19 protein-coding genes are annotated in these 22,974 nt (G+C 43.0%); 12 read left to right on the top strand and 7 right to left on the bottom strand.

The window, feature by feature from the left end:
• Positions 1 to 138: 138 nt before the first annotated feature.
• Together RIC07_RS30470 and RIC07_RS30465 are read left to right on the top strand one after the other, a co-directional pair.
• On the top strand, positions 139 to 1,017 hold the full coding sequence (locus RIC07_RS30470; RefSeq protein ID WP_446397787.1) for a TIGR02587 family membrane protein: 879 nt from the start codon (positions 139 to 141) through the stop codon (positions 1,015 to 1,017).
• A gap of 1 nt (position 1,018) precedes the next feature.
• Positions 1,019 to 1,432, top strand: a complete 414-nt coding sequence (locus RIC07_RS30465; protein ID WP_446397786.1) for a TIGR02588 family protein — start codon at positions 1,019 to 1,021, stop codon at positions 1,430 to 1,432.
• 18 nt (positions 1,433 to 1,450) lie between these two features.
• On the opposite strand, the gene RIC07_RS30460 is transcribed toward RIC07_RS30465, so the two are convergent.
• Complete coding sequence (locus tag RIC07_RS30460; protein WP_446386110.1) at positions 1,451 to 1,675, bottom strand: hypothetical protein; 225 nt, start codon at positions 1,673 to 1,675, stop codon at positions 1,451 to 1,453.
• 170 nt (positions 1,676 to 1,845) lie between these two features.
• A complete protein-coding gene (locus RIC07_RS30455; protein ID WP_446397785.1) occupies positions 1,846 to 3,552 on the bottom strand; it encodes an S-layer homology domain-containing protein in 1,707 nt (568 codons plus the stop codon).
• A 298-nt stretch (positions 3,553 to 3,850) separates the two neighbouring features.
• Here RIC07_RS30455 and RIC07_RS30450 point away from each other — a divergent pair, with 298 nt between their 5' ends.
• Positions 3,851 to 4,846: a pentapeptide repeat-containing protein gene (locus tag RIC07_RS30450; RefSeq protein WP_446397784.1), complete on the top strand. Its 996-nt coding sequence runs from the start codon at positions 3,851 to 3,853 to the stop codon at positions 4,844 to 4,846.
• A gap of 39 nt (positions 4,847 to 4,885) precedes the next feature.
• On the opposite strand, the gene RIC07_RS30445 is transcribed toward RIC07_RS30450, so the two are convergent.
• The 3 genes from RIC07_RS30445 to RIC07_RS30435 form a co-directional block, all read right to left on the bottom strand.
• Entirely contained in the window at positions 4,886 to 6,133 is a 1,248-nt protein-coding gene (locus RIC07_RS30445) for a leucine-rich repeat domain-containing protein (protein ID WP_446397783.1), read from the bottom strand.
• 14 nt (positions 6,134 to 6,147) lie between these two features.
• Positions 6,148 to 7,317, bottom strand: coding sequence for a GerMN domain-containing protein (locus tag RIC07_RS30440; protein ID WP_446397782.1), 1,170 nt, complete (start codon positions 7,315 to 7,317; stop codon positions 6,148 to 6,150).
• 144 nt (positions 7,318 to 7,461) lie between these two features.
• A complete protein-coding gene (locus RIC07_RS30435) occupies positions 7,462 to 8,370 on the bottom strand; it encodes a F0F1 ATP synthase subunit gamma (RefSeq protein ID WP_446397781.1) in 909 nt (302 codons plus the stop codon).
• A gap of 421 nt (positions 8,371 to 8,791) precedes the next feature.
• On the opposite strand from RIC07_RS30435, the gene RIC07_RS30430 reads away from it, so the two are divergent.
• From RIC07_RS30430 to RIC07_RS30390, 9 genes are all read left to right on the top strand, one after another.
• Positions 8,792 to 9,565 carry a hypothetical protein gene (locus RIC07_RS30430; protein WP_446397780.1) on the top strand — a complete coding sequence of 258 codons (774 nt, stop codon included), beginning with the start codon at positions 8,792 to 8,794 and terminating at the stop codon, positions 9,563 to 9,565.
• Between the two features lie 197 nt (positions 9,566 to 9,762).
• The gene (locus RIC07_RS30425; RefSeq protein WP_446397779.1) at positions 9,763 to 10,710 is read left to right on the top strand and encodes a DUF1350 family protein; all 948 of its coding nucleotides are present in this window, start codon (positions 9,763 to 9,765) and stop codon (positions 10,708 to 10,710) included.
• Between the two features lie 345 nt (positions 10,711 to 11,055).
• Positions 11,056 to 13,146, top strand: a complete 2,091-nt coding sequence (locus RIC07_RS30420; protein WP_446397778.1) for a RecQ family ATP-dependent DNA helicase — start codon at positions 11,056 to 11,058, stop codon at positions 13,144 to 13,146.
• Positions 13,147 to 13,161: 15 nt separating this feature from the next.
• Positions 13,162 to 14,442 (top strand): DNA-processing protein DprA, encoded by a 1,281-nt coding sequence (locus tag RIC07_RS30415; protein ID WP_446397777.1) that lies wholly within the window; start codon positions 13,162 to 13,164, stop codon positions 14,440 to 14,442.
• 326 nt (positions 14,443 to 14,768) lie between these two features.
• Positions 14,769 to 16,157: an AAA family ATPase gene (locus RIC07_RS30410; protein ID WP_446397776.1), complete on the top strand. Its 1,389-nt coding sequence runs from the start codon at positions 14,769 to 14,771 to the stop codon at positions 16,155 to 16,157.
• 1 nt (position 16,158) lies between these two features.
• Positions 16,159 to 16,821: a retron system putative HNH endonuclease gene (locus RIC07_RS30405; protein WP_446397775.1), complete on the top strand. Its 663-nt coding sequence runs from the start codon at positions 16,159 to 16,161 to the stop codon at positions 16,819 to 16,821.
• 367 nt (positions 16,822 to 17,188) lie between these two features.
• Positions 17,189 to 17,791, top strand: a complete 603-nt coding sequence (locus RIC07_RS30400) for a hypothetical protein (RefSeq protein ID WP_446397774.1) — start codon at positions 17,189 to 17,191, stop codon at positions 17,789 to 17,791.
• A 367-nt stretch (positions 17,792 to 18,158) separates the two neighbouring features.
• A complete protein-coding gene (locus RIC07_RS30395) occupies positions 18,159 to 18,800 on the top strand; it encodes a bifunctional 4-hydroxy-2-oxoglutarate aldolase/2-dehydro-3-deoxy-phosphogluconate aldolase (RefSeq protein WP_446397803.1) in 642 nt (213 codons plus the stop codon).
• 41 nt (positions 18,801 to 18,841) lie between these two features.
• Positions 18,842 to 19,354 (top strand): L,D-transpeptidase, encoded by a 513-nt coding sequence (locus RIC07_RS30390; RefSeq protein WP_446397773.1) that lies wholly within the window; start codon positions 18,842 to 18,844, stop codon positions 19,352 to 19,354.
• A 75-nt stretch (positions 19,355 to 19,429) separates the two neighbouring features.
• Here the strand turns inward: RIC07_RS30390 and RIC07_RS30385 are convergent, their stop codons facing one another.
• Complete coding sequence (locus RIC07_RS30385; protein ID WP_446397772.1) at positions 19,430 to 21,769, bottom strand: NACHT domain-containing protein; 2,340 nt, start codon at positions 21,767 to 21,769, stop codon at positions 19,430 to 19,432.
• Between the two features lie 311 nt (positions 21,770 to 22,080).
• Entirely contained in the window at positions 22,081 to 22,458 is a 378-nt protein-coding gene (locus RIC07_RS30380; RefSeq protein WP_446397771.1) for a hypothetical protein, read from the bottom strand.
• Between the last annotated feature and the right edge of the window lie 516 nt (positions 22,459 to 22,974).

Below are 22,974 nucleotides of genomic sequence, written 5' to 3'. Positions count from 1 at the left end.
TTTTGCCCATTGCCCATTTAAGAAGGTTGGCGATGAACGAATGTCGATTGTGACTGTGCTAACTTTAAAACGGGTAATCTTGATTTGTTTATTATGTATTAAAGGTCAATTATCGCTAATTTATACTTTAAAATTATTATGATAGAACCAATTTATAAGCGACAGCAATCCCAGGCTTGGGCAAGAGAAATTCAGCAGATAATTCGCGGGATATTGGGCGGATGTTTGTTTGGTATTCCTCTACTCTATACAATGGAAGTTTGGTGGATAGGGTCATCGGTTCAACCTATTCTATTACTTGCTATTCTGAGCATTACTTATATTGTGGTATTTTTATTTAATCGCAGTGAAGGCTTTCGCAAAAGCAGGCGTGATGGGATGCTTCATGCGGCAATGGAAAGTGTAGAAGCGTTAGCAATTGGCATTGTTTGTGCGACATTTATTCTAATTTTGCTGCGTCGCATTACTGGAGAAACTCCCATTGATGAAGCATTGGGAAAAGTTATTTTTGAGAGTGTACCATTTTCCCTGGGTGTCGCAATGGCGCGATCGCTACTGCCGGAACAATCGGCTGAATCTAACTCTAGTCAATACTTACAGCCGATCAAAAAACTGGGTTTACGGACGATGATAGCTGATATTAGTGCCACCTTAATCGGTGCAATCATTGTCGCTTTTAGTATTGCCCCGACTGACGAAATTCCCACCCTAGCGGCTTCAGCTTCATCCCCTTGGCTGTTGATCATTATTGCCGCATCCCTATTCATTTCCTACGGGATTGTTTTTGCTGCTGGCTTTGCTAACCAACACCAACACCACCTCCTCAACGGGATCTTGCCAACGGCTATCGGGAAAACTATTCTCTCCTACTTGATTTCACTGCTAGCTTCGGCTTTAATGTTGTGGTTCTTTAACCGTCTTAGCTTGAGTGATCCGTGGTTTTTGTGGTTGCGGTATACGCTGTTATTAGGGCTACCTGCCACTATTGGTGGTGCTGCTGGACGTTTAGCAATATGATATGAGTGATCAGTCTCCCGATCAAGCGAATTCCTCTCATCGTTCCCCGGCGGAGTGGGTCAGCTTTACAATAGCCCTGTTCATCTTAATCACAATTGTGGGACTGGTCACATTTAGAGGACTGGGTAGAGACAGTCAACCCCCTATTCTCTGTGTAACTGTTAAACAAACAGACATTCGCCAAGTAGAAATGCAATATTATGTTCCCTTTACCGTCACCAATAGCGGGGGAAGAACAGCAGAATCTGTTCAGGTAATGGCGGAACTCACAACAGCAGCGGGAGTTCAAGAATCAGGGGAACAAACGATTAACTTTTTGTCCAGTGGTGAAATTCAAGAAGGAGCCTTTATTTTTAGCCACCCTCCCCAAGAGGGAGACTTAAAGGTACGGGTGGCTAGTTATAAATTACCATAAATTTTATTATTTATGTTCCTAAATCCAAGGAGCATTATCCATCACAGCATTTAACATTTTCTGGAAGTTTTGACGGAACACTACGGCTAATAAACCACAGAAGAGTGTAGTTGCTGCCATCACCCACCAAAAGTGAGTGACGTGCCATACACCGCCGAATAGGGCAAAAATAATTAGTCCAGCAGCAGCACCCCCTAGAAACAGTAGAGTTGTTTCTTTAAAGGTGCGTGGTTTTGATTCCATAGGATTACCTCCTGATCCGAATAGCACTCATTTTTTACTTTTACTATAACAACGCGATCGCGCCTTTGCCAGAGCGTCAAATACAGTCGATAGCAGCGCCTATGCGAGGAATGCAAGAGCGATCGCAAATCATGGGAGGCTATCTGTCGTAAGTGTTTTTTGGCTAACTTTTAGGGATCAAACCTAAAGAACTTAACCCCCTCAGTAGTCGCAACCGCAACATAGTCTCCTGTAGCGTTAAAGACAGCTCGATAGCTATTGCTGACTTTGAAAGGAATGCGTGAGTGGGGATTTTGGATCTCATACCCGTACATCTGGACCCTAGGCGATAGCAAATTGAACTTTAGATAGTGATCACCATCAGGACTGAGACGGCTGAGGGTAATATACTTATCGACCCCTGACAAATTGGTGATCTGCCGGACGGATTCTCCTGTGAGAACATTCCAAGTATCAAGCTGTACTGTATTGGAGGAATAAGGAGCTCGTCTTTCACGAGGTTCAGGTTTGATAGACAGTACATTTAAGCGACTATTTGACGTGAAAACCATCCTCCTAAACCTGTGGTACTTGCTCTCAGAGGTGAAAGTACGCAGGCGACTGCCACTGTCTAACTGCCAGATATCGATCATCTCCCCGGAGAATGGTATTCCAGCTAGCAATTTTCCATCGGGACTCAACTCGATCTGCCTGTACCACTGAGTCTGTCCTATAGACTTCAATACCTCGCCAGTAGCTGTGCTGTAGAGCTGGAGTGGAGCGTCAATCGGTTGCCCCGAATCAACTCCCAAACTGACCTGGCTGAGGATGGCGTCATCTCCGGGACGAAAGACCAAGTTAGCCCTAGGAACACTGATAAACCCGCCTTGATCGCGTTGTTGACCTTGAGCAATGCCCAAGGATTTCTGCCATAGCTGCTCGCCTGTGTCTACATTCCACAACCACAGTTCCAGCGCATTTGAGGGTAGAGTTTGTACGATAGCCGCCACTTGAGTGCCATCGCCACTGATAGCCACCATCTCGAAGCGGGTTTGTCCGTCGGTGACGATTTCGGTGACTTGCTCTGCGCTATGGGCTTTCCAGACTTGAATCATGTCTGCGGCTTCGCTGAGTATGACTAAACGCTCACCGGAGGCACTTAAGCCCAGAGATATAACCATTCCCTGTGCCGGAATCGTTGAAATCGGCATTCTTGGCAAATCCGCAGGATTGATATTGATCACGTAGGGGGCTGAAGATAGGGGTTCAATTTGGTTTTCCTGAACCAGAGCCTGATGGACAAACGCTGCGACTTCTGCACGGGAGGCATAGCGATTAGGCGTGAGCTTAGCCGACGACGGATAGTTGACAACCAGTTGAGCTTGAGTTGCTGCCACGATGCTGGAGCGGGCGTAATCTGGAATCGCATCAGCATCAGCATAGTAAAACAGATATTCGGGTCTATCGCTTGTATAGCCTAAGCCGTTTGCCAGAGAAACCAAGGCTTGCACCCGGGCAATAGGTTGCTCAGGTTTAAAGATGTTGCCGGGATAACCTGACAAAAAGCCAGCAGCACGAGCTTTACTAATGGCTGCAAATCCCCAATAATTCTGAGGAACATCGCTGAATTTTACGGCAGAAACAGGTTCTGTCGCGAGGAAAGCCTGCCGCAAAATAGCCGCAAACTGCGCCCGCGTGATTTGCGCTCCTGGACGAAATGTTCCATCAGGAAATCCCTTGATGATATCGAGGTCTGCTAGCACCTCAATGTAGTCATGCGCCCAATGCTCCGATGAGACATCCGTGAACGCAGTTGTCTGAGCTTGAGCCGGGGTCAGCACCACCAAAGATGCTGTTACACCAATTCCTAAGCTAAATAGTAAGTTTGAATTAGACAAAATCCCTATTTTGTGCATTTCAAAATGCTTGGGTTAACTAGAACCAATGAAATCCTGATTCATCGGACTTTTATAAACGTAACTAAAGCAATTTCGCTAACCTTCACCCGATTGGGTGAACGTATCGGGTGAATTAAGCCACCCTAATATTCAGCTAAAATGAGCAGGCTAGACCAACTGATAAACACGTAAAAACAATGGGAATGGATTCGTCCGATAACCTGACGTAACGTGAGGTGCAAGAGCAAATTATAAATTGTTAGATTTTGTATAATCATTCCGATTCTGGGAGCATGATATGAACAAGGATGAACTGATTAGATGTTATCAAGCGGGTAAAAGAGATTTTTCGGGTGTGGATTTAAACGGCGTGGTCATCAGCAATGTTGACTTGAGTGCCATAAACTTAAGCCATACCAATTTGGGGGGAGTTAACTTGCATAGGGTAAATCTCAGTTATGCCAATTTAAGCCATGCAAATTTTATGGGGGGAGCAGAGTTTGATCAGGTCAATCTTAGTTATGCTAATTTGAGTAATGTCTGTTTCGATCACACTCTGATTAAAAATTCCTCTCTAACTGGGGCAACTCTAAATTGTATGTCTGCACTTCAATCATCTTGGAACAACTGCGACCTAAGTGGTGCAGATTTGAGTAACATTGATTTTGAGGAAGTCAACCTGTCAAGTTCTAATCTCAGCCAAGCTTCTCTGACTCACGCTTGCTTCTCCGTAAGTGTTAAGTTAAATGATGTCAACCTGAGCAAGGCTAACTTAACGGGTGCTAATTTAACGGGTGTTTGTAGTTTTATCAAAGTCAATTTGAGTGACGCCACACTCACACGCACTCTCTATGGACCTTGTATTAATGCTGTAGTTGACGTTGACCTGACTCAAAAGGGAGCAATACTGATTGAGTCTGGGGCTGATTTGAGTGGTTTTGATTTAAGTTATTACATCAGTCATTTTCCAAATAATTTCCGCCTCAGCGTTATTGGGGGACTCAGTGAAGTTAACTTTAGTCATGCCAACTTGAAGGGTATCGATTTAAGTGATGAAGAATTGACATCAGCTAACTTTAGTTATGCGAATTTAGCTAGTGCCAACCTCAATGGTGCTGATTTGACTGATGCCCAACTATGTCATGCCAATTTAGAAAAGGCTGACTTGTCTTATGCCGATTTAAGCTATGCAAATTTACGAGATACTAACCTGCGAAATGCCAATTTAACCGAAGTGAATTTCTGCAATACTATCATGCCAGATGGTAGAGTGAGAAATGATAACAGTGATTAAGCCTTGCATGAGAGTCATCAAACAAGGTGCAGGACAAGTTTACTCCTCATCACTATTTCCCCAAAAGCAAATATATGAGTAAGTGGATGGACAAGTCGGTGGTGTAATCGGATTGCCTTCAAGGTAAAGCCTCATCAGATTCGTTAATCCAGAAAGAGAGCTAATATCGGTGATTTGGTTAAATCTGAGGTCAATCCAATTTAGGTTTTTGAGTTGAACTAAAGGACTAACATTAGTAACTTGGTTGGAGTGAAGATCAAGTCCAGTTAGGTTGTTAAGGTTAACTAAAGGGGTGATATTGGTTATCTGGTTATAGTTGAGATGAATCCACTCCAGATTAGTGAGTTGAGAAAGAGGACGAATATCTGTGATTTGGTTATGACTGAGGGCAAGACCCGTCAAATTAGTGAGTTGAGAAAGAGGACGAATATCCGTGATTTGGTTATGATTGAGGGCAAGCTGCCTCAGATTAGTGAGTTGAGAAAGAGGGCGAATATCTGTGATTTGGTTATTACCAATGTAAAGCGACTCCAGATTTGTTAGTTGGACTAAAGGACGAACAGTCGTGATTTGATTATTATTGAGGGAAATCCGCTTCAGATTCGTTAATTCAGCTAAAGGGTAAATATCTGTAATTTGGTTGCTGTTGAGAGCAATATCTTTCAAGTTAATTAGCGCAGAAATAATCCGAAAATTGGTAATTTGGTTATGGCTAAGGTTAAGAAATTCTAGATTAGTTAGTCCAGACAGAGGGCTGATATTTGTTATTTGGTTATGACCAAGGTCAAGCCATTCTAGATTAGTTAGTTCAGACAGAGGGTTAACATTTGTTATTTGGTTACGACTAAGGTCAAGCCATTCTAGATTAGTTAGTCCAGACAGAGGGTTAACATTTGTTATTTGGTTATGGCTAAGGTCAACCTTCTTCAGATTCGTGAGTTCGACTAAAGGACTGACATCTGAGATCAAGTTAGAGCCGAGGTAAAGCGTTCTCAGATTCGTTAATCCAGAAAGAGGGCGTATATCCGTTATGTTTTGGATTCTGAGGTTAAGCTGAGTGCGGCTTGACAGATTATGATCGGCTTGTTCACAATTATTTGTGCCTGCCTTGTTTAACAGTACCGCCACTGTTTTTTTCGCTTCATCGGACAAACTCTCTTGTTGAAGACACCATTGTTTAAACGAACGACGTTGACTGGATAAGGCAGCTTGAGTAACACCTAATTTACAGTTACCGAGTATCCCCAAAGCCATTATTAGGGCAATTGCGCTAATTTTTTTCATCATTAATTAAAACTTAATTAGACTCCACCAGGGACGATATCCAGACAGCCTTCGATATAATCGACTTCGGGACGTTTCCCGATAATAATTTGAGTCACTTTAGTTCCATCTGTGGCAAACTTAATGCGTAAATTTTGGTCTCTTTGGCTTTGGGGAACAAACGTCAGGAAATGACCCTGTTCAGAATTGGGTAAGGGATTCACTTGAAGCCGTTCCCCATAAAGAGATTTAACCTGGTTTTCTGTATCGCCAACCCTTGCTCCACTGACTGTTGTCGGGCGAGAATCTTTAATATCAATTCGGGCAATACGTCCGTTCCTGACCATAAAATTAGCATTAAGTCCTTCGGATAGTTGAGTGGGCTTATAGTAACTACAAACCGGATTAGGGTTTGAGCTAACAGGAATTAAATCAAATCCTGCCGCTTGTGATGCCTGATCAACAGTCATGCCTATATTTACGGGACCAAAACCATTAATCGCAATTTGAGAGAGGGGAGTTAGCTTCACTGGATTCGAGCCTTTTCCTAGACAAAGGTTCTCCCCACTTTCATCACCCAAACAGTTTCCATTTCGGTTAAGTATTATTACCTGATTAACCGTAGAAAATTGTTTAAGCGTTTTCTCAATAGCAGTTGTAGTTCGCACTGAATCTGCAATACCGTCGTGAATCATGTTTCGGCAAAATTGCAATTGAGCCACGCCATTATTGAGCGAAATTGTAAAGTCTTGACCACAATTAGACGCTCCAGTTAGAGAGGGAACGGTAACAAGTCCCTGCTGTTTCTCTGAGGAGGTAGGACCAGCGAGAAGTTGGGCGATCGCAAATTGGGCAACTCCTTGACTAGATGTGGTTCGCCAAACGGATTTGACGTTGGTGGGATCTTGCGATCGCGCGATCGGAAAAAAGACTTTAACTCGACGTTGGACACGAGATTCCGTCCTGTCTGGGGATTGAGTTTCTGCTGAACTGGGTGTCGAGGATTCAGGTTGGGATAACTCGGTTTCGGAGAAGTCAGATTCAGGTGGGGAGATTGGAGTTGAAACGTCACTCTGATTGGCAGGTTGTCCGCAAGCACTGAGTCCCACTAGAGAAATGAGTAACCATCCTGGTAAAGCAGAATAAGCTGGCTGTATTTTTTGAAATTTAGCTAAATTTTGGCTGATTTTACCTAAAAAATAAGTCATATTACCTAGAGATGATCAGCTAATGTAGAAAACTCAACTTTCTCATTGGTAGCATGATCTAACAGCACCTAACTTCCCCCATTCCGTTCCCCCAATCGGGTGAAGCTTATCCACTCTTTAATACTGTTTCCCACCTAGTTATGGTTACGTTAGTGCTTCAAAACCTGCCACCACATCTAGAAGTTCCGCCGTAATTGAACTTTGACGCTGGCGACGATATTGGGAATTTAAATCAGAAAGTCGTTCATCAATATTCTTTTGGGCGGATTGCATTGAGGAGAGACGACTGGCATTTTCACTAGCCAGAGAAGCAGCAAACGCCTGATAAAGAGACACAAACAGATATTGGCGGATTAAGGCTGAAAATAATTGCTGCCAGTTCATGGTATAACTCGGCACCATGGATGTCGCCCATTCTCTGGCTTCTAACTGGCGCAACCATTCGGGATCGAGGGGCAAAAGCTGGAGGTGGCGCGATTCGTAGGACGCCCCTGATAACGGGTGATTATAAAATAAGAGGATGCGATCGCATTGCCGTTCCTCTCGCCATTGTTCAATCGTTAGCACGATCTCTTGGACTTGAGGCGTAATATCTGATGCCGATCGCGGTACGGGAAATGCCTCAGTTACCCCATATCCAGCGGTTTCCAGGGAGGGAATAACTCGCGCCCCAACGCCTGCGATCGCTAACTGATCCGATGACACATCTTGCTGATTCAGGTGTGCGATCGCATGATGGGCAATTTGCTGATTAAACTGACCACATAACCCTTGATCCGACCCAAAAATAATCGCAATCATACTCTGTGACGGCGATTGGGCTTCACTCAGATTCAGGAGCGATCGGGGTATCGTGAAGGATTCGGCAAAATGACGCTGTTTGAGGAGAATCTGTAACCCCATTTCTACAGTGCGATTGTACTCAACCAGAGACTCTACGGCTTTTTCATACTGACGAATACTCACAGCCGCCAACGCTTTCATTGTCTTCACCACTGATTGCAAATCTTGGGCGCTGCTAATTTGGGTTTTGAGTTCCTCAATGGTTGCCATTTCAGATTTTAGAGTTAGGATTCAAACGCTTATCCAGTCGTCTCTAGAGGACTCTAGCGGCTTCCTGTTAGAGAAATCATCCGCCATAAGTCATAACTTATCAGAACTTACGCTAAATCCGGGTTAGCTATCCCCGTTATAATTTAGTCCGCGCAGGCGGACTTTGTTTGTGTAGCTGCGATTTCAATCGCCTCCTCTTTGTTTGTGTAGCCACTTCAACTCCTAATGTAAAGTTTTGTATCAATCTGGAATAGTCTCCCCTTAATCCTCGTTTCTAGTAATAACCGAGGAACAACCCGGTTAATCACTAAGTACAGCGCGGCGGAAATCAATTGATCAGTCATACCTTACTGACAAAGCAATTTGAATTTCTCGGAAGCGGTACTCAATTCTGATGTTCTATTAAAGGAGTTTCAAGCGAATGGCTGTATCCACAGTTGTTTCTACATTCGAGCTTTTGGTTAAACCCCTGGTACAGCAAAATGCTGACATTTTAGGCGCAGGTCGGACTATTATCCAGGGTTACTTTTTGACGATCTCTAATCTCAATAGCAGTACTCCTGTCCGACTGCGAGTCAATTTCACCGCTCAGTCTCCCAACCTAAACAGCCAACCGCTACTGGCATTTTTTGATGTCGCGGGTTCCAATCAGCCATTAATTCCCTTTTCGACCCCAACTACTCAAACCTATGTGATATCCATTCCTCCACGAGATACGGGGTTATTTCTCTTACAACCTGATGTCACCGACCGACGGGTTGTTACCAGTGCAGATACTGAAATACGTGGATTTGTAACACTTTCCCTAGCCAATCTCTTTGGTTCTAACTCCTTTGACTTGTTGCTGACCCCTCAGCAACGGGGAACATTCTTGCCGCAAAACTTTCCCACAGACAACGTAGACTTTGACCAACTTGCTTATGCGCTGCCCACAGCTACAGGCGGTTCTAAAGTCAAACTAACTCAGTTTCAGTTTCAATTCCCAATTTCTCCGATACGGCAAATTCCCCCTGAAATCATTGATCTTGACCCTGGTTTAGCCGAAATTATCCGAGAAAATCCTGATCGGGTTAATCTTACTCCCCCGAATCTCGGCAATGGAGTAATTTCCGAAACAACCGATAGCTTGCAACAGGTTTTAAGCACAATGGTGGAACGGATTAGTGAGTTAGAAACTCAGGCTACAAACCGTTAATTCATCACAAGTTAACCTGGCATTGAGTCTATGTCAACCTAACTCTTGAACCAAAAGATAGTAGAGACGTAGCCTGCTATATCTCTACTATCACACTCAAAAATTATTTCTCCCTCTCAAGCGTCAATTTAGCCACAGCGGTTAGAAGGAGAGACATTTCTGTTTTCTTTGTCTTTGTCCCACAGCACAATTAATTAATGATGAACGAGACATTTAAGTTTCAGCCCCTTTCCTTTAGCTGGGTGGCTATTCACCCAAATCCCAAAGGTGTTATTCAATTTATCGGCGGTGCTTTCTTTGGCAGTTTCCCGACAGTTTTTTATCGCTATTTGTTAAAAGCGTTATTTGATCAAGGTTATACCATCATTGCTCTCCCCTTCCGGTTTACCTTTCGCCATTGGTCTGTTTCAATTAGTTTGTTAGAAGAACAGAAAGTTCTGTCCCAGGAAATTTCCCAAATTGCTAAGAGACTCAACTACCCAACTGAAGTTTATCAAAATCTGGACAATTATTTTTGGATAGGTCACAGTTTGGGATGCAAGTACATCGCCCTTTTAGAACTTTTAAGTGGCGACAGATGGCGAGATATTTTAAAGCAGTGCAATTCAAACGCGGACGGTCAGATTCGCCAAATTGAACAGAGTTTTATGGATAGTCCTGACTTACAACAGTCTATCAAAAATCAACCCTCTTTACTCCTCGCACCTGATATTAGTGATACGCAAAGTGCCATCCCTCAACCTTTGGCGTTCATTGCCCGTTTCCTGGATTCAATAAACCTGGGTGTAATTCCCACCAGGAAACAAACGTTATGCTACATCAGCAAAAGCCCACTGTTTAACTTGACAGGCATTATTTCATTTGACAGGGATACAATTGCTGGAAGTGAGCAGGACAGATTTAAAGATGAGGAACAGAGAATAAATAGTGATGTGCTGTGGCTGATCGAGTATTTGAAGCAGGGCAAGTTTCCCTTACTGCATCAAGAACTATCAGGTAAACATTTAGCACCTCTGGGGATTCAAGTTGGGAATTATGTTATTGGAGTAAATCCACTAAGTAAATTTATTCAAAGGATTCAAAATAGACCGCTTGAAAGAGTGGTAATCCAGTTTCTGGATAAACTCAGTATGCGGGTAAAATAACTGTATAAATGATCCGATTTTAGGTGGGGAGGCAATAAAATATTGTCCCCTACTTAGCTAATTAATAGAAATATGCTATTGTTTTATTGTTTAGGGCAAATTAACGTTAAAATCATTAGACTTGATCCAGCGCTTACTTTAACAAAATAACTAAAAACCAAAATAATCTAGCTTACTGCTGGAACATAATTATAGTCATCTAAAGATGACTTGCGCTATAAGCCAAGAACTTGAGTTCTTGGCGCTTGATGCTAGAATAGCTAGAATTTAAGGACAGTCGAGGCGGGTTTTACCAATAACATTACTTCAGAAAACCCTTAACTTCACTCAACACGGCGTATCGATATGACAACCCAACTGAAAGCCCAAGCACTATCGCTGCTGCGCCAAGCTCTTAACAACCCAACCGCTCAATTCAGGGATGGACAATGGGAAGCCATCGCTAGCATAATTTTAGCGCGATCGCGGCTTCTGGTTGTACAACGCACAGGCTGGGGGAAAAGCATTGTCTACTTTCTCGCCACTCGCTTGCTGCGTGATAATCATGCAGGTCCGACTCTCCTCATTTCACCCCTCCTGGCTTTAATGCGAAATCAAATTGTCGCTGCTGAACGGATTAATATTAACGCCGCCACGATTAACTCCAGTAATCCCGAAGACTGGGAACAGATTAACACTCAATTACAAGCAGGAATCATTGATATTCTGCTCATTTCTCCCGAACGACTCGCCAATGAAGACTTTCGCCAAACCATTCTGTTACCCATCTCTCAACGAATTGGCTTATTTGTTGTCGATGAAGCCCATTGTATCTCCGACTGGGGACATGATTTTCGCCCCGACTATCGGCGCATTGTCCGGGTTTTGCAAGCGCTTCCTCAAACCATTCCCGCCCTCGCCACAACCGCCACGGCAAATAACCGCGTTGTTAACGATATTATTACTCAACTGGGTGCTAATTTGCTCATATCCAGAGGTACTCTAACCCGAAAAAGCTTACAATTACAAACCATTAAATTACCGAGTCCCGCCGCCCGCATGGCGTGGTTAGCTGAACAGCTGCCAAATTTACCCGGAAGTGGGATTATTTACGCATTAACTATCAAAGATACGGAACGAGTTGCCAATTGGTTAAATCAGCAAGGAATTCATGCTCAAGCCTACCATGCGGCTCTAACCCATGAACAGCGTTTAACCTTAGAAGACCAACTAATTAACAATCAAATTAAAGCTTTAGTCGCTACAACCGCTTTAGGAATGGGGTTTGATAAGCCGGATTTAGGATTTGTCATCCACTACCAGCGTCCGGGTTCTGTTGTTCATTATTACCAACAAGTCGGACGAGCCGGGAGAGCGGTAGAGCAAGCTTATGGGATTCTGCTCAGTGGGGATGAAGATCAGGAAATTACTGATTATTTTATTCAAACTGCCTTTCCGCCAGAGGCTCATGTTCAGGATGTTTTAAATGCCTTAGAACAAGCCGAAGATGGATTGTCGGTTCCCCAAATCGAGCAGCATCTCAATCTTTCTAATGGGCAAATTCAGAAGGTGTTAAAATTGTTATCCCTGGAGTCTCCTGCACCCGTAACCAAGCAAGGCTCTAAATGGTATGCGACGCCCGTATTTTATCAACCGGATACAGATAAAATTGAACGGTTAACCCAAATTCGCCGCCAAGAACAAACTCGCATGTTTGACTATATGAACAGTCGAGAATGCTTGATGACATTTCTCGCCAGAGAATTAGATGATCCGCAGCCAACGCCTTGCGGAAAATGTGCGGTATGCTTGGGTAGACCGTTATTACCCGAGACCTATTCCCTAGACCGAGTTAATCAAGCAATTCAGTATCTCCGTCGTAGTGACCAAATTATCGAACCTCGTAAACAATGGGCATCTAAAGCGCTCCCTAGTTATGGCTTTTCTGGGAAAATTCGCGACAATTTACGCGCTGAACCAGGACGAGCATTATCACTTTGGGGGGATGCAGGTTGGGGAGAATTAGTTAAACAAGGTAAATACCATAATCATGATTTTGATGACGCCTTGGTGCAGGGTGCATTTGAGATGATTCAACGTTGGCACCCCCAACCTTTTCCTACTTGGGTAACTTGTGTCCCTTCCTTACATCATCCCCAACTTGTCCCCAATTTTGCCCAACGACTCGCCAATCAATTACAATTACCCTTTCAGCCAATTGTGCAGAAAGTTCGCCATACTCAGCCACAAAAACAGATGGGGAATAGTTACCAACAAGCGCATAACCTCGATGGTGTCTTTGACGTGAGTCCTTGGCAAGGTATGAAGGGTGCAGTATTCTTAATTGATGATATGGTAGATTCACGTTGGACATTCACGGTTATTGCTGCACTGTTACGTCAGGCTGGAAGTGGTTCAGTTTTTCCGTTAGCATTGGCACTTAATTCGTTAACGTAGACAAATTAGAAGATTATGGATTACCATCTGCTGTCACCCAATACTCAAGCCATTTTATTATTGTGTGCCAGCTTTGGACAAAATCGCCAAACTGAACCCAAACCCTTAACCCTGAGCGAGTATAATACGGTAGCGAGTTGGTTGCTGGAAGATAACCTGAATCCAGCGGATTTGCTTGAGCCAACCCTGAAAAATCGCTTATCTCAAATTACTATTGACAAGCTTGATTCTCATCGGTTAGTCGCGTTACTTGAGCGCGGTGTCATGCTAAGTTTAGCGGTGGAAAAGTGGACGAATCAGGGGTTATGGATAGTGGGACGAGGTGACGCAGGCTATCCTCAATGTTTGAAGCAGAGATTGAAACATAATGCACCCGCGATTCTCTATGGAATTGGTAATAGAGAATTGCTTGCTCAAGGTGGGTTGGCTATCGTTGGTTCTCGTGATGTTGATCAAGACGGACTTAATTATACCGAAAGAGTTGTCCAAACCTGTGCGGAACAGGGAATTAATGTGATTTCTGGTGGGGCGCGTGGGGTAGATCAAGCGTCAATGTTAGGTATATTAGCAGCAGGTGGGAATGCTGTGGGTGTACTTGCGGATAGTTTGACGAAAGCGGCTGTGGCGAGTAAGTATCGTGCGGGAATTAAAGAAGGTAGACTGACATTAGTGTCTGCGTATGACCCCGATTCTAGTTTCAGTGCGGGTAATGCTATGGGGCGAAACAAGTATATTTATGCGTTAGCTGATTATGCGTTAGTGATTAGTTCTGCTGTTGGTAAAGGTGGAACCTGGGCGGGGGCGACTGAGGTGTTGAGAAAGGTAAAAGATGTCCCGGTTTTTGTGCGAATGCAGGGAACTGTACCTGAAGGAAATCATAAATTGCTGGAAAAGGGAGGGATTGTTTTTCCTGAAGCCCCTTGGAATAAGCCATTACGTACACTTTTAGATGCGGCTATAGCTGAGGTTGAAGAAAGCCAAGCTGATGGAGGAGGAATCGAGTCGGAAAAATCTTCAGCCGGAGATGATTTAGGCGGAGATAAAACGATTTACATTAATTTACCCGCCAAAGATATTTATGAAGCGGTTTTACCCTTTATACTTAACCAATTAGAGCAACCTCAAGATGCGAAATCTCTGGCTGAATCGTTGGATATACGAAAAGGACAGATGGAGGATTGGTTAAAACGAGCGGTGCAAGAGGGGAAAGTGATTAAGCAGAAGAATCCGGTGATGTATGTAGCGAATAAGGAATTGAATTTATTGGCTTTGCTGGAGAAAGAGGATTCTGGATAAGGCTAAGGTGACACGCCCGCCCGGAGTTCAAACTCCGGGCTAATAGCTTAAGTCCATTAAAATGGACTAGAACTCTTATCCAGATTTAAGCATAAGGGCGGGTTTTGTTGCTCAGTTATCTGTGACAAGCTAAATTAGTGGCTAAACCCGCCCCTACAATTGACTGATTGCGTCTTGTAGCCGTTAACTGTGATTACTGGATTAATGCTATAGGATGGCTAGGCAAATGGCTGAGATTTTGTAGAGGGCTAATGGCTGAGTTAGCTTGAATTTGCCAAGGTTTTCAAGTAAACTAATTTATATAAATTTTTCAGGTTGGGCTATTTATGCATATTGATAAATTACATATTCAAAATTTTAGATGTTTTCAAGAGATACATTTTAAGTTCCCACCTGACAATACAGCTATATTAATTGGAGTTAATGGTTCAGGTAAAACATCTGCTTTGGATTGCATCGCTATTTTTTTAAATTTAATAAAAGAAAAAATAATCAATATTGAATATGGTGAAGAGTACAGTATTCTTGGTGAAGGTCAGCCTGGAATCTTCGAGAAAGAGGTAAAAAAGATTTTTACCTTAAATGACATTAAGGTTAATGAGCAATTACAAGCACTTCCTGTAAATGTATCGGTTTTGTTCTCAACGAAAAAGGATGATTCTATATCCTGGAGTATAACAGAAAACATTTACCATATAACCATTGACGATATTGAAAAACAACAAAAAGAACAAGAACTAAATAGCTATATTGATAAATTAAATAAAAAAATAAAGTCTAATCTACTATATAGTAATTTGCCATTATTAGTATATTACAGAACTCATCGTATGTTCCTCAATGCTGAATTGATGAATGAGCAGGATACCAATGATCTACATATTATTAAGCAATTGAATGCTTACCAGGGAGCATTTAATTCAGGAATAAATAACTTTCAAGATTTTTTGATATGGTTCAAACAAGAAGAAGATTACGAGAATGAAATTCGCGTTCGTCAAGATAATGCATATAGGAATCCAAATTTAGAGGTAATTAGAAAAGCAATAAAAATATTTTTTGAAGGGTTTACTGATAGCTATTTTCATAACCTGCGGGTAGTTAGATCAAAATCCAAGGGAACCCTTAATTTGTCTCGTCGCCCTGCCCAATTTTTCTTTATAATCACCAAAAATAATCAAGACTTCAAGTTAGAGCAACTCTCAGATGGAGAAAAGATGCTGTTAATGTTGGTGACTGACTTGGCGCGGCGATTGGCAATTGCTAATCCTGGCTTAGGAGTTAATGCGTTGGAAGGCAAAGGTATTGTTTTAATTGACGAAATCGATTTACATTTGCATCCCCAATGGCAAAGAATTGTAATTCCCAGCCTGACCCGTACTTTTCCGAATTGTCAGTTTATTGTGACAACTCACTCGCCTCAAGTTCTGAGTAATGTGAAGCGAGAAAATGTATTTATTTTAGAAGACTATCAGCTTGTTGAAGTAACGCCTCATACCTATGGTAGAGATAGCAATTCAATTTTATATGAGTTGATGGGGGTAAAAGAACGCCCCAATCAAGTGCAGGATAGAATCAATGCTTGTTTTGCTTTGATCGATGAAGATAAAATAGAGGAGGCTAAAATAAAACTGCAAGAACTTGCTGAATTACTAGGAGAAAATGACCCGGAAGTTGTTCGGGGTCAAACGCTGATTAGTTTTTTAACCGAATAACGTGAAGCATATTGTCAAAGGAAACGAACCCCGCTCATTAGTAGAACACCGTTCACAGCATTACGCTGATTATGATAACTATTCGCAAAAAGATGATTTACGCCAATCATTGCTGACTGAGCAAGGATATATTTGTTGTTATTGTATGCAACGTATAGCTCACGATACTATGAAGATTGAGCATTGGCAACCCCAGAGTATTTATCCAGATTTACAATTAGATTACAAAAACTTGCTCGGTGCTTGTCAAGGTAATCAAGGTCAACCTCAACGTTTACAACACTGTGATACGAGAAAGGCTGAAACAGAAATTACCATTAATCCGGCTGACGCGAGTAAGAACTGTGAGGACTTCATCAAATACCGCAGTAGTGGTCAAATCTACTCTGATGATGAAACGATTAATAACGAATTAAACGAGGTTCTGAATCTCAATTTAGAAACCTTGACTAGAAATCGCAAAGCGGCTATGGATGTTGTGATTGAGGGCTTGCGTAAAAAATATCCGTCTAAGTCTTGGACTGTTGGTATTTTAAGTAAGGAAATTGCTAAATTTGACAATGTGAATGAAAAATTTGAATATGAACCTTATTGTCAAATTATTGTTTTTCTATTAAATAAAAAATTATCCGTGGCGAAGAATCAAGCCAAAAGCCAAGGGTAAAATAATATATCCTTGACTTCTGCCTTTATTCCCTGTTCCCTGCTTTCAAGAGAGTCAAGTAGGTTGGGAAAATGCACAATACGACTGGGAAGCGTGTATTGAACATCGGGAGATCCCCCCTAGCCCCCCTTTTTAAGGGGGGAACAGGAATCCGCCTCAATTGGATAGTCGATGAAATAAGCTCAATCGTCGGATATCCGTACTTAATGTCGTAGTATTCCTACAATTTGTCGAATTAACACGCCAAAACTGGGGGTAAACCACACCGGAAAGTTACGGATAAATTTGCCAAGATTAACTTGGGAGTCGAACAAGCTTTTTAGCAGAAGTATCGAAACCGAATTAATCAAAGCGATGAGGAATAACTATGTCTGAAGCTACTAAAGAACGCATCACCACTGATTTTCAGAAAGCTAAATCTCTAGAAAGGGAACGGGCAGAACGAATTCAAGAAATTGTTCAAGAGGCGTTCTCGAAAAGTTTTGCTGAAGTGAAAGATGGAACGGGTGAAATTCGCGGGATTGTGCAAGAGAATTTCTCGGAGATTTTGGCAAGGGTAGATAAATTAGAGAACGAAAAGGGGGAAGCCACGCCAAAAACCCCTGGGCTTCGTTCTAAATCTATGGTTATCGCCGTCTCCAAAGCGCTTAAAAATCGCCTGTTTCCCTATTTGCGCCAAGCTTATACGGATTTGCGGCATCACTATGCTAGTATGAATAGCCACGAGGTCAACCCTGATAGCAAGGGGACTGAAATTGAGCGCAGTCGCTATGGGCGGTTGAAGCAGCGCTTAGAGAATTTTGCCGCTTGGTACAACCAATTAAAAGCACAATCTCAAACGGTAGAACCTACTGTTGTAGAACACAAGCAAGCTGAGGTTGAGAATAAGATGGGTGAAGCGGGTGCAACCGTTGCTCAACGGGAACAACAGGTTAAGCAACAGTTTAAGCAATGGCTGCAAAGTTTGTAGTTTGTAGTAAGGGCTTTAGCCTATAAAATAGCTCACAATCCCTGAGGACAAACTGAGCAGGATTTATCGCATTCAACCGAGCCGGAATGTGGGTAAATAAGCTAAAGCCCTGAACTAAAGTTCGGGCTAAAAGCTAAAACCCGTTAAAACGGGTTGTAATATTTACTTAGCGTCTAAGAACTAAAGCCCTGAACTAAAGTTCGGGCTAAAAGCTAAAACCCGTTAAAACGGGTTGTAATATTTACTTAGTAAGCTTTAGCTTACTTGAGCTTGGGTTCCAGAAATTTATTTCTTGGCGTCTAAGTTGCTTAAGGAGCGTGACATTTGATTTAAGCTAAATGACATCAGTAAGTATAACGTTGTGAGTATATCAAATCAATCTTGGTTGACTCTTCTGCAAGAGTATCGTACTATTGCCGTGATTCGGGCGTTTGACCAATCTGTAGGACGTCAAATGGCGCAGGCGGTAGCGAAAGGGGGAATCCAATTAATTGAGATTACCTGGAATACAGACGCGGCTGCTGATTTAATTCGTCATCTGCGTCAAGCGTTACCAGACTGTACGATTGGTACAGGAACATTACTAAACTTGGAACAGGTAAAACAGGCTATTGAAGCGGGGGCTGAGTTTCTATTTACCCCTCATACTGATACAACTCTAATTAATACGGCTGTTAATGCGGGAGTTCCTATTATTCCTGGCGCACTTTCTCCTAGCGAAATTATGACCGCTTGGGATGCGGGGGCTAGTTGCGTTAAGGTGTTTCCGATTCAGGCAGTGGGCGGTGTCAGTTATATTAAAGCCTTACAAGGACCTCTGGGTCATATTCCCCTGATTCCTACAGGCGGTGTCACCTTCGCCAATGCTAAAGACTTTATCACAGCCGGTGCGATCGCGGTCGGTTTGGCGGGAGATTTGTTCCCCAAAGCCCTCATCGCCTCTGGAGATTGGCACGAAATTACCCAACGGGCGCAAAAACTTCGATCCCAATTCAGTGGTGATCCATAAAATAGAAATAAGAGGATCATTGTGCCATCTCCCCAGTTTCCATGAAAAGCATCAAATTTGCCCATTGGGGGCGCCGTTTTGCAACTTTCCTAGTCGGCGTCGCCTTAGCTACAACCGTGTTTGGGTTTGAGACACCCATCGCCCATCCTACACCCCACACTGAACAGATTGCCAGCAAAATGGCGGCGCTGCAAAATACGAATCAGCGCTGGATTGAAATTAATCTCAGCAATCAACGGTTAATTGCTTGGGAAGGAGGGGAACAAGTCTATGCGGTGATTGTCTCCACCGGCAAACAGGCTACACCTACCCGTACAGGTGTCTTTAACATTCAAACCAAGCTGCGCCGCGATCGCATGCGGGGTCCGGGTTATGATATCTCTAATGTGCCGTATACCATGTATTACCAAGGTGGTTATGCGATTCATGGGGCGTATTGGCACCATAACTTTGGTACTCGTATGAGTCATGGTTGTGTAAATGTAGCAGTTGATCACGCCGAGTGGTTATATAATTGGGCGTCTGTGGGAACGCCAGTGGTGATTCATCAGTAAACCCCCCAGATAATCAGGGTGGGTTTTGAATAAACATTATCATCAATAGCGAAACGTAATTTCCTAAACCCGCCCCTACAAATTCACGCGCCATGCCCTCGAAGGGAGTGAAGGGTCAAAACTTCTCTCATCAACAATCAACACATTATTTTCGATTTCAGCCCTCACCTCAGCACTCACTTGACCCTCACTATTGAGACAATCAACGAGAAACTGATTTGCCTGATAATATTGCTGTAATCGTTGCCATTGGTCTTGACTAAACTGCCAATCTTGTCCAATAGCGCGATATTCGATAATACTAGCACGAAACTGTTGCAGCCAAGCTTCACCGTTAACTTGCCACCAAGCTTGTAACCCTTCTTTTCCTTGGGCGGGATCAGGAAGTTGGGCTTTAATTTGCTGGAGAGACTGCTGAAATGCTTTGTCCAACTGAAAGGTTCGCTCAAAATCTAAGGCAAATTCTAGGTTAAGAATCTGTTTCATAGTAGGCTTCTTGATTAGTATCTCAGTTAAATCCAATGCCCGCGCTAGGGTTAAATCTAAGGCTAAATCGTTGGGTAATTCCTGGGCTAGTTTGGCATCAATAGACACCGCTAAGTTTAAATCCCGATCCTGAAATAATGTCCAGTAAAAGGCTCGTAATGCAGCAGGTTGGCAATCCAATTTTAGCTGATTCACTTTCTGATAAATGGTGTCAATAAAAGTCTTCATTTGCAGATCATCCTTGACTAACTGATCAATTTCCTCCTTGATTAGCCGCAGTAATAGATCTGCCGTGGGTAAAAGACTCACAGTGAGCAAAAATACTTCCTTCCATTGGGGATCAGTAATGTGAGTAGCTAACTGTTGCAGTGCCTCTGTGCTTTGAGTTGCGACAATTTTTCGGGCGGTTAGATATTCTTGAAACGTGAGATGAGAAAAAGAATAAATATCTCGCGCCCGTTCCACGAGTAACCCATGCTGTAACTCAATGGCTTTGAGAACGCCTTCACTGGTTAACCACAGGGTTTCTAAATCCTGACTCCCATTGGGTAAGTTCTGGAGATAGTCGGAAATAATCGGCAGAACTTCACTTTTTTCAAAAAAATAGTTCCCCTGTGCAAACATCGTCGCCGCGATTTGACTCAGGAGTTTTATCTTATCAGGAAGCTGTAAGTTGCGATAGGTTTGATCCCGTTTAATTCCTCTGGCTTTATCCCAGCGTACTAACAAAATATCTAATCCCGCCTGATAGAGTTTGGCACGTTTGCTGGGAAAGGTTGCCCGTTCCTGAAATACGGAACAGACTAAACTAAGTAAAATTGGCGTAACGACGAGTTCTCGAATCGGTTGGTTTTCGGGATGGTGTAATTGTTCCAAAAACTGAGTGGCTTTGGCTAATCCGACTGGCTGATAATTTTTGTTGGTGGCAGTAAACCATTTTTTGGCAAAGGTTTCAATTTGATGGGCGTCAAAATCGGCTAACTCGACATAGGTAAACCCGCGAAAGTGGTATTGTTGAGCGGCGATGCGACTGGTAATAATAATCTGATTTTGGTAATACTCATCTGCAAAGAGTTGTATCTGTTGTAGGAGTTCTGGGGTATCGGCTTTGGGCACTTCATCTAAACCATCGAGTAATAGTAGGACTTTCCCGTGTTGAAGTAAGAGTTCTATCTGTTCTGGAGAAATGCCAAAAGTTTTCCACTTCGTACTCAGATAATTGAGTAGACTGAAATTACCAGTAGTTCGGGCTTGTTTGGTAAATTGTCTCAGGGAGATGAAGACGGGAATACAGTCTGGTTTAAAATGACCTGCATTGCATTGAAGGGCAAGATATTGTAAGAACGTGGTTTTACCTGCACCCGGTTTACCGAGAATTGCTAGTTTAGAATGCATCATCACCGCTTCCATTCCGGGAATGGCGGGTTGATTCAGTTGAGTTAAGCGAACGCGATCGCATCCTTTGGGCTGAGAACCCTGTAAGTCAGACACCTCAAGCCATCGCTGATGGGTGAGGTGGGGTAAGATTTTGACGTGGGTATAGAGGTGATCCAGGAGTAGAGGCTGGGTGACATCAAAGGAGGATTGCAGGATACCCGCTTGAACCTGGATGTGATCCTGGAGTTGCGATCGCATCAATTGCACCCAAGCATCAATCTGGCTGGGCGTATTGCTTTCTGGTGTTGGGGTTGAGGGTACAGAGGTTGGCGGAAAATCGGCTATATCTTGCCAATCCAGATCTAATTGAAAACAGATGTCAATAAAATAGGCTCGATCAATCGGTTTCCCGCGAAAAAACTTCCAAACCGAGTGGCGGGTTTCCAAGCCCACTTGGGCGGCGAGGTATTCTTGGGTCCATCCCTTACGTTCAAAGGCTTGTTTTGCCTGGGTGATACCGATAGTGGATGCTTTTAGCGATCGCTTAGCCATTACTGCTGTTACCTACTACTGACAACTGGGGGATTTTTTCTCAGTATTCCCGTTCCCGTTGTCTGTGTATCGCCTCAGCCAGCCCTCACCCCCAACCCCTCTCTCAATGTTGTAGCAATACTACAACATTGACACACAGAATAAAAAACCCTTTGTCTCAAAAAAAGAGACCATGAGGAAATACTTTGATCAAAAAAACGTAGGGTGGGTTAGGCGGAATTTTAACTGAAGCGATAACTATTCAATAAACTATCCGCCGTAACCCACCAATATTAATGCTCTTAAATGTATTATTTAATAAATATTTATTCCTAATCCCACCAAGCATACAACTTTTGCGAACTAATCTCAATTTCATCGCACCCCCAAACAAATCGCACAAATCCTCCGGCAAAGTCTAAGTCTTTTACGCCGATAAGCGTTATCGCATCAACGACCAAATTAGGACTTTCTTCATCGGGAAATGCTATTCCATCAAAGCTTGCTGTCACTCCATTTCGCTGACATCGTTGTCCAAATTCGATAAATGAACCAACTGAGGGAGCGGCATTAAAATGTGCCGATAGTTGAGTATATCCCTCGGCAATAATTTGTTGTAATGTTTCTAGGGATAAACCCTGGAACTTAATGGCGTTGGGGGTATATTCTGTAATGGTTGTACCCAATATCGCTTCTATTCGTTGAACCATAACCTTATCCACCTTTGACCATTTACAGGAAAAAATCGTATTAGGTAGGGTTTATATCAGTGGAGAATTGGACATAAACGTCGCGTTTATTTAAATAATATATGCCGTTCGTAGGGGCGCAAAGACTTGCGCCCTTTACAAAAGGTTATGAACTTATCGGTGGGTTACGGCGGATAGTTCATTAATCATTATCGCCTGAATTTAAGCCCCGCCTAACCCATATCGGTGGGTTACGGCGGATAGTTCATTAATCATTATCGTCTGAATTTAAGCCCCGCCTAACCCATAACGGTGGGTTACGGCGGATACTGCATTAATAATTATCGCCTGAATTTAAGCCCCGCATCACCCAACTCCGTGGGTTACGGCGGATAGTTCATAAATCATTATCGCCTGAATTTAAGCCCCGCATAACCCATATCGCTGGGTTACGGCGGTTAGTTAATTAATCATTATCGCCTGAATTTAAGCCCCGCCTAACCCACCCTACGTGACGATGTGACAAAGACCTAATTT

It is taken from the genome of Coleofasciculus sp. E1-EBD-02 (genome assembly GCF_040218245.1).
GTDB lineage: Bacteria > Cyanobacteriota > Cyanobacteriia > Cyanobacteriales > Coleofasciculaceae > Coleofasciculus.
The sequence above is the reverse complement of the archived record's forward strand: the minus strand, read 5'-3'. Positions and strand labels throughout refer to the sequence as shown.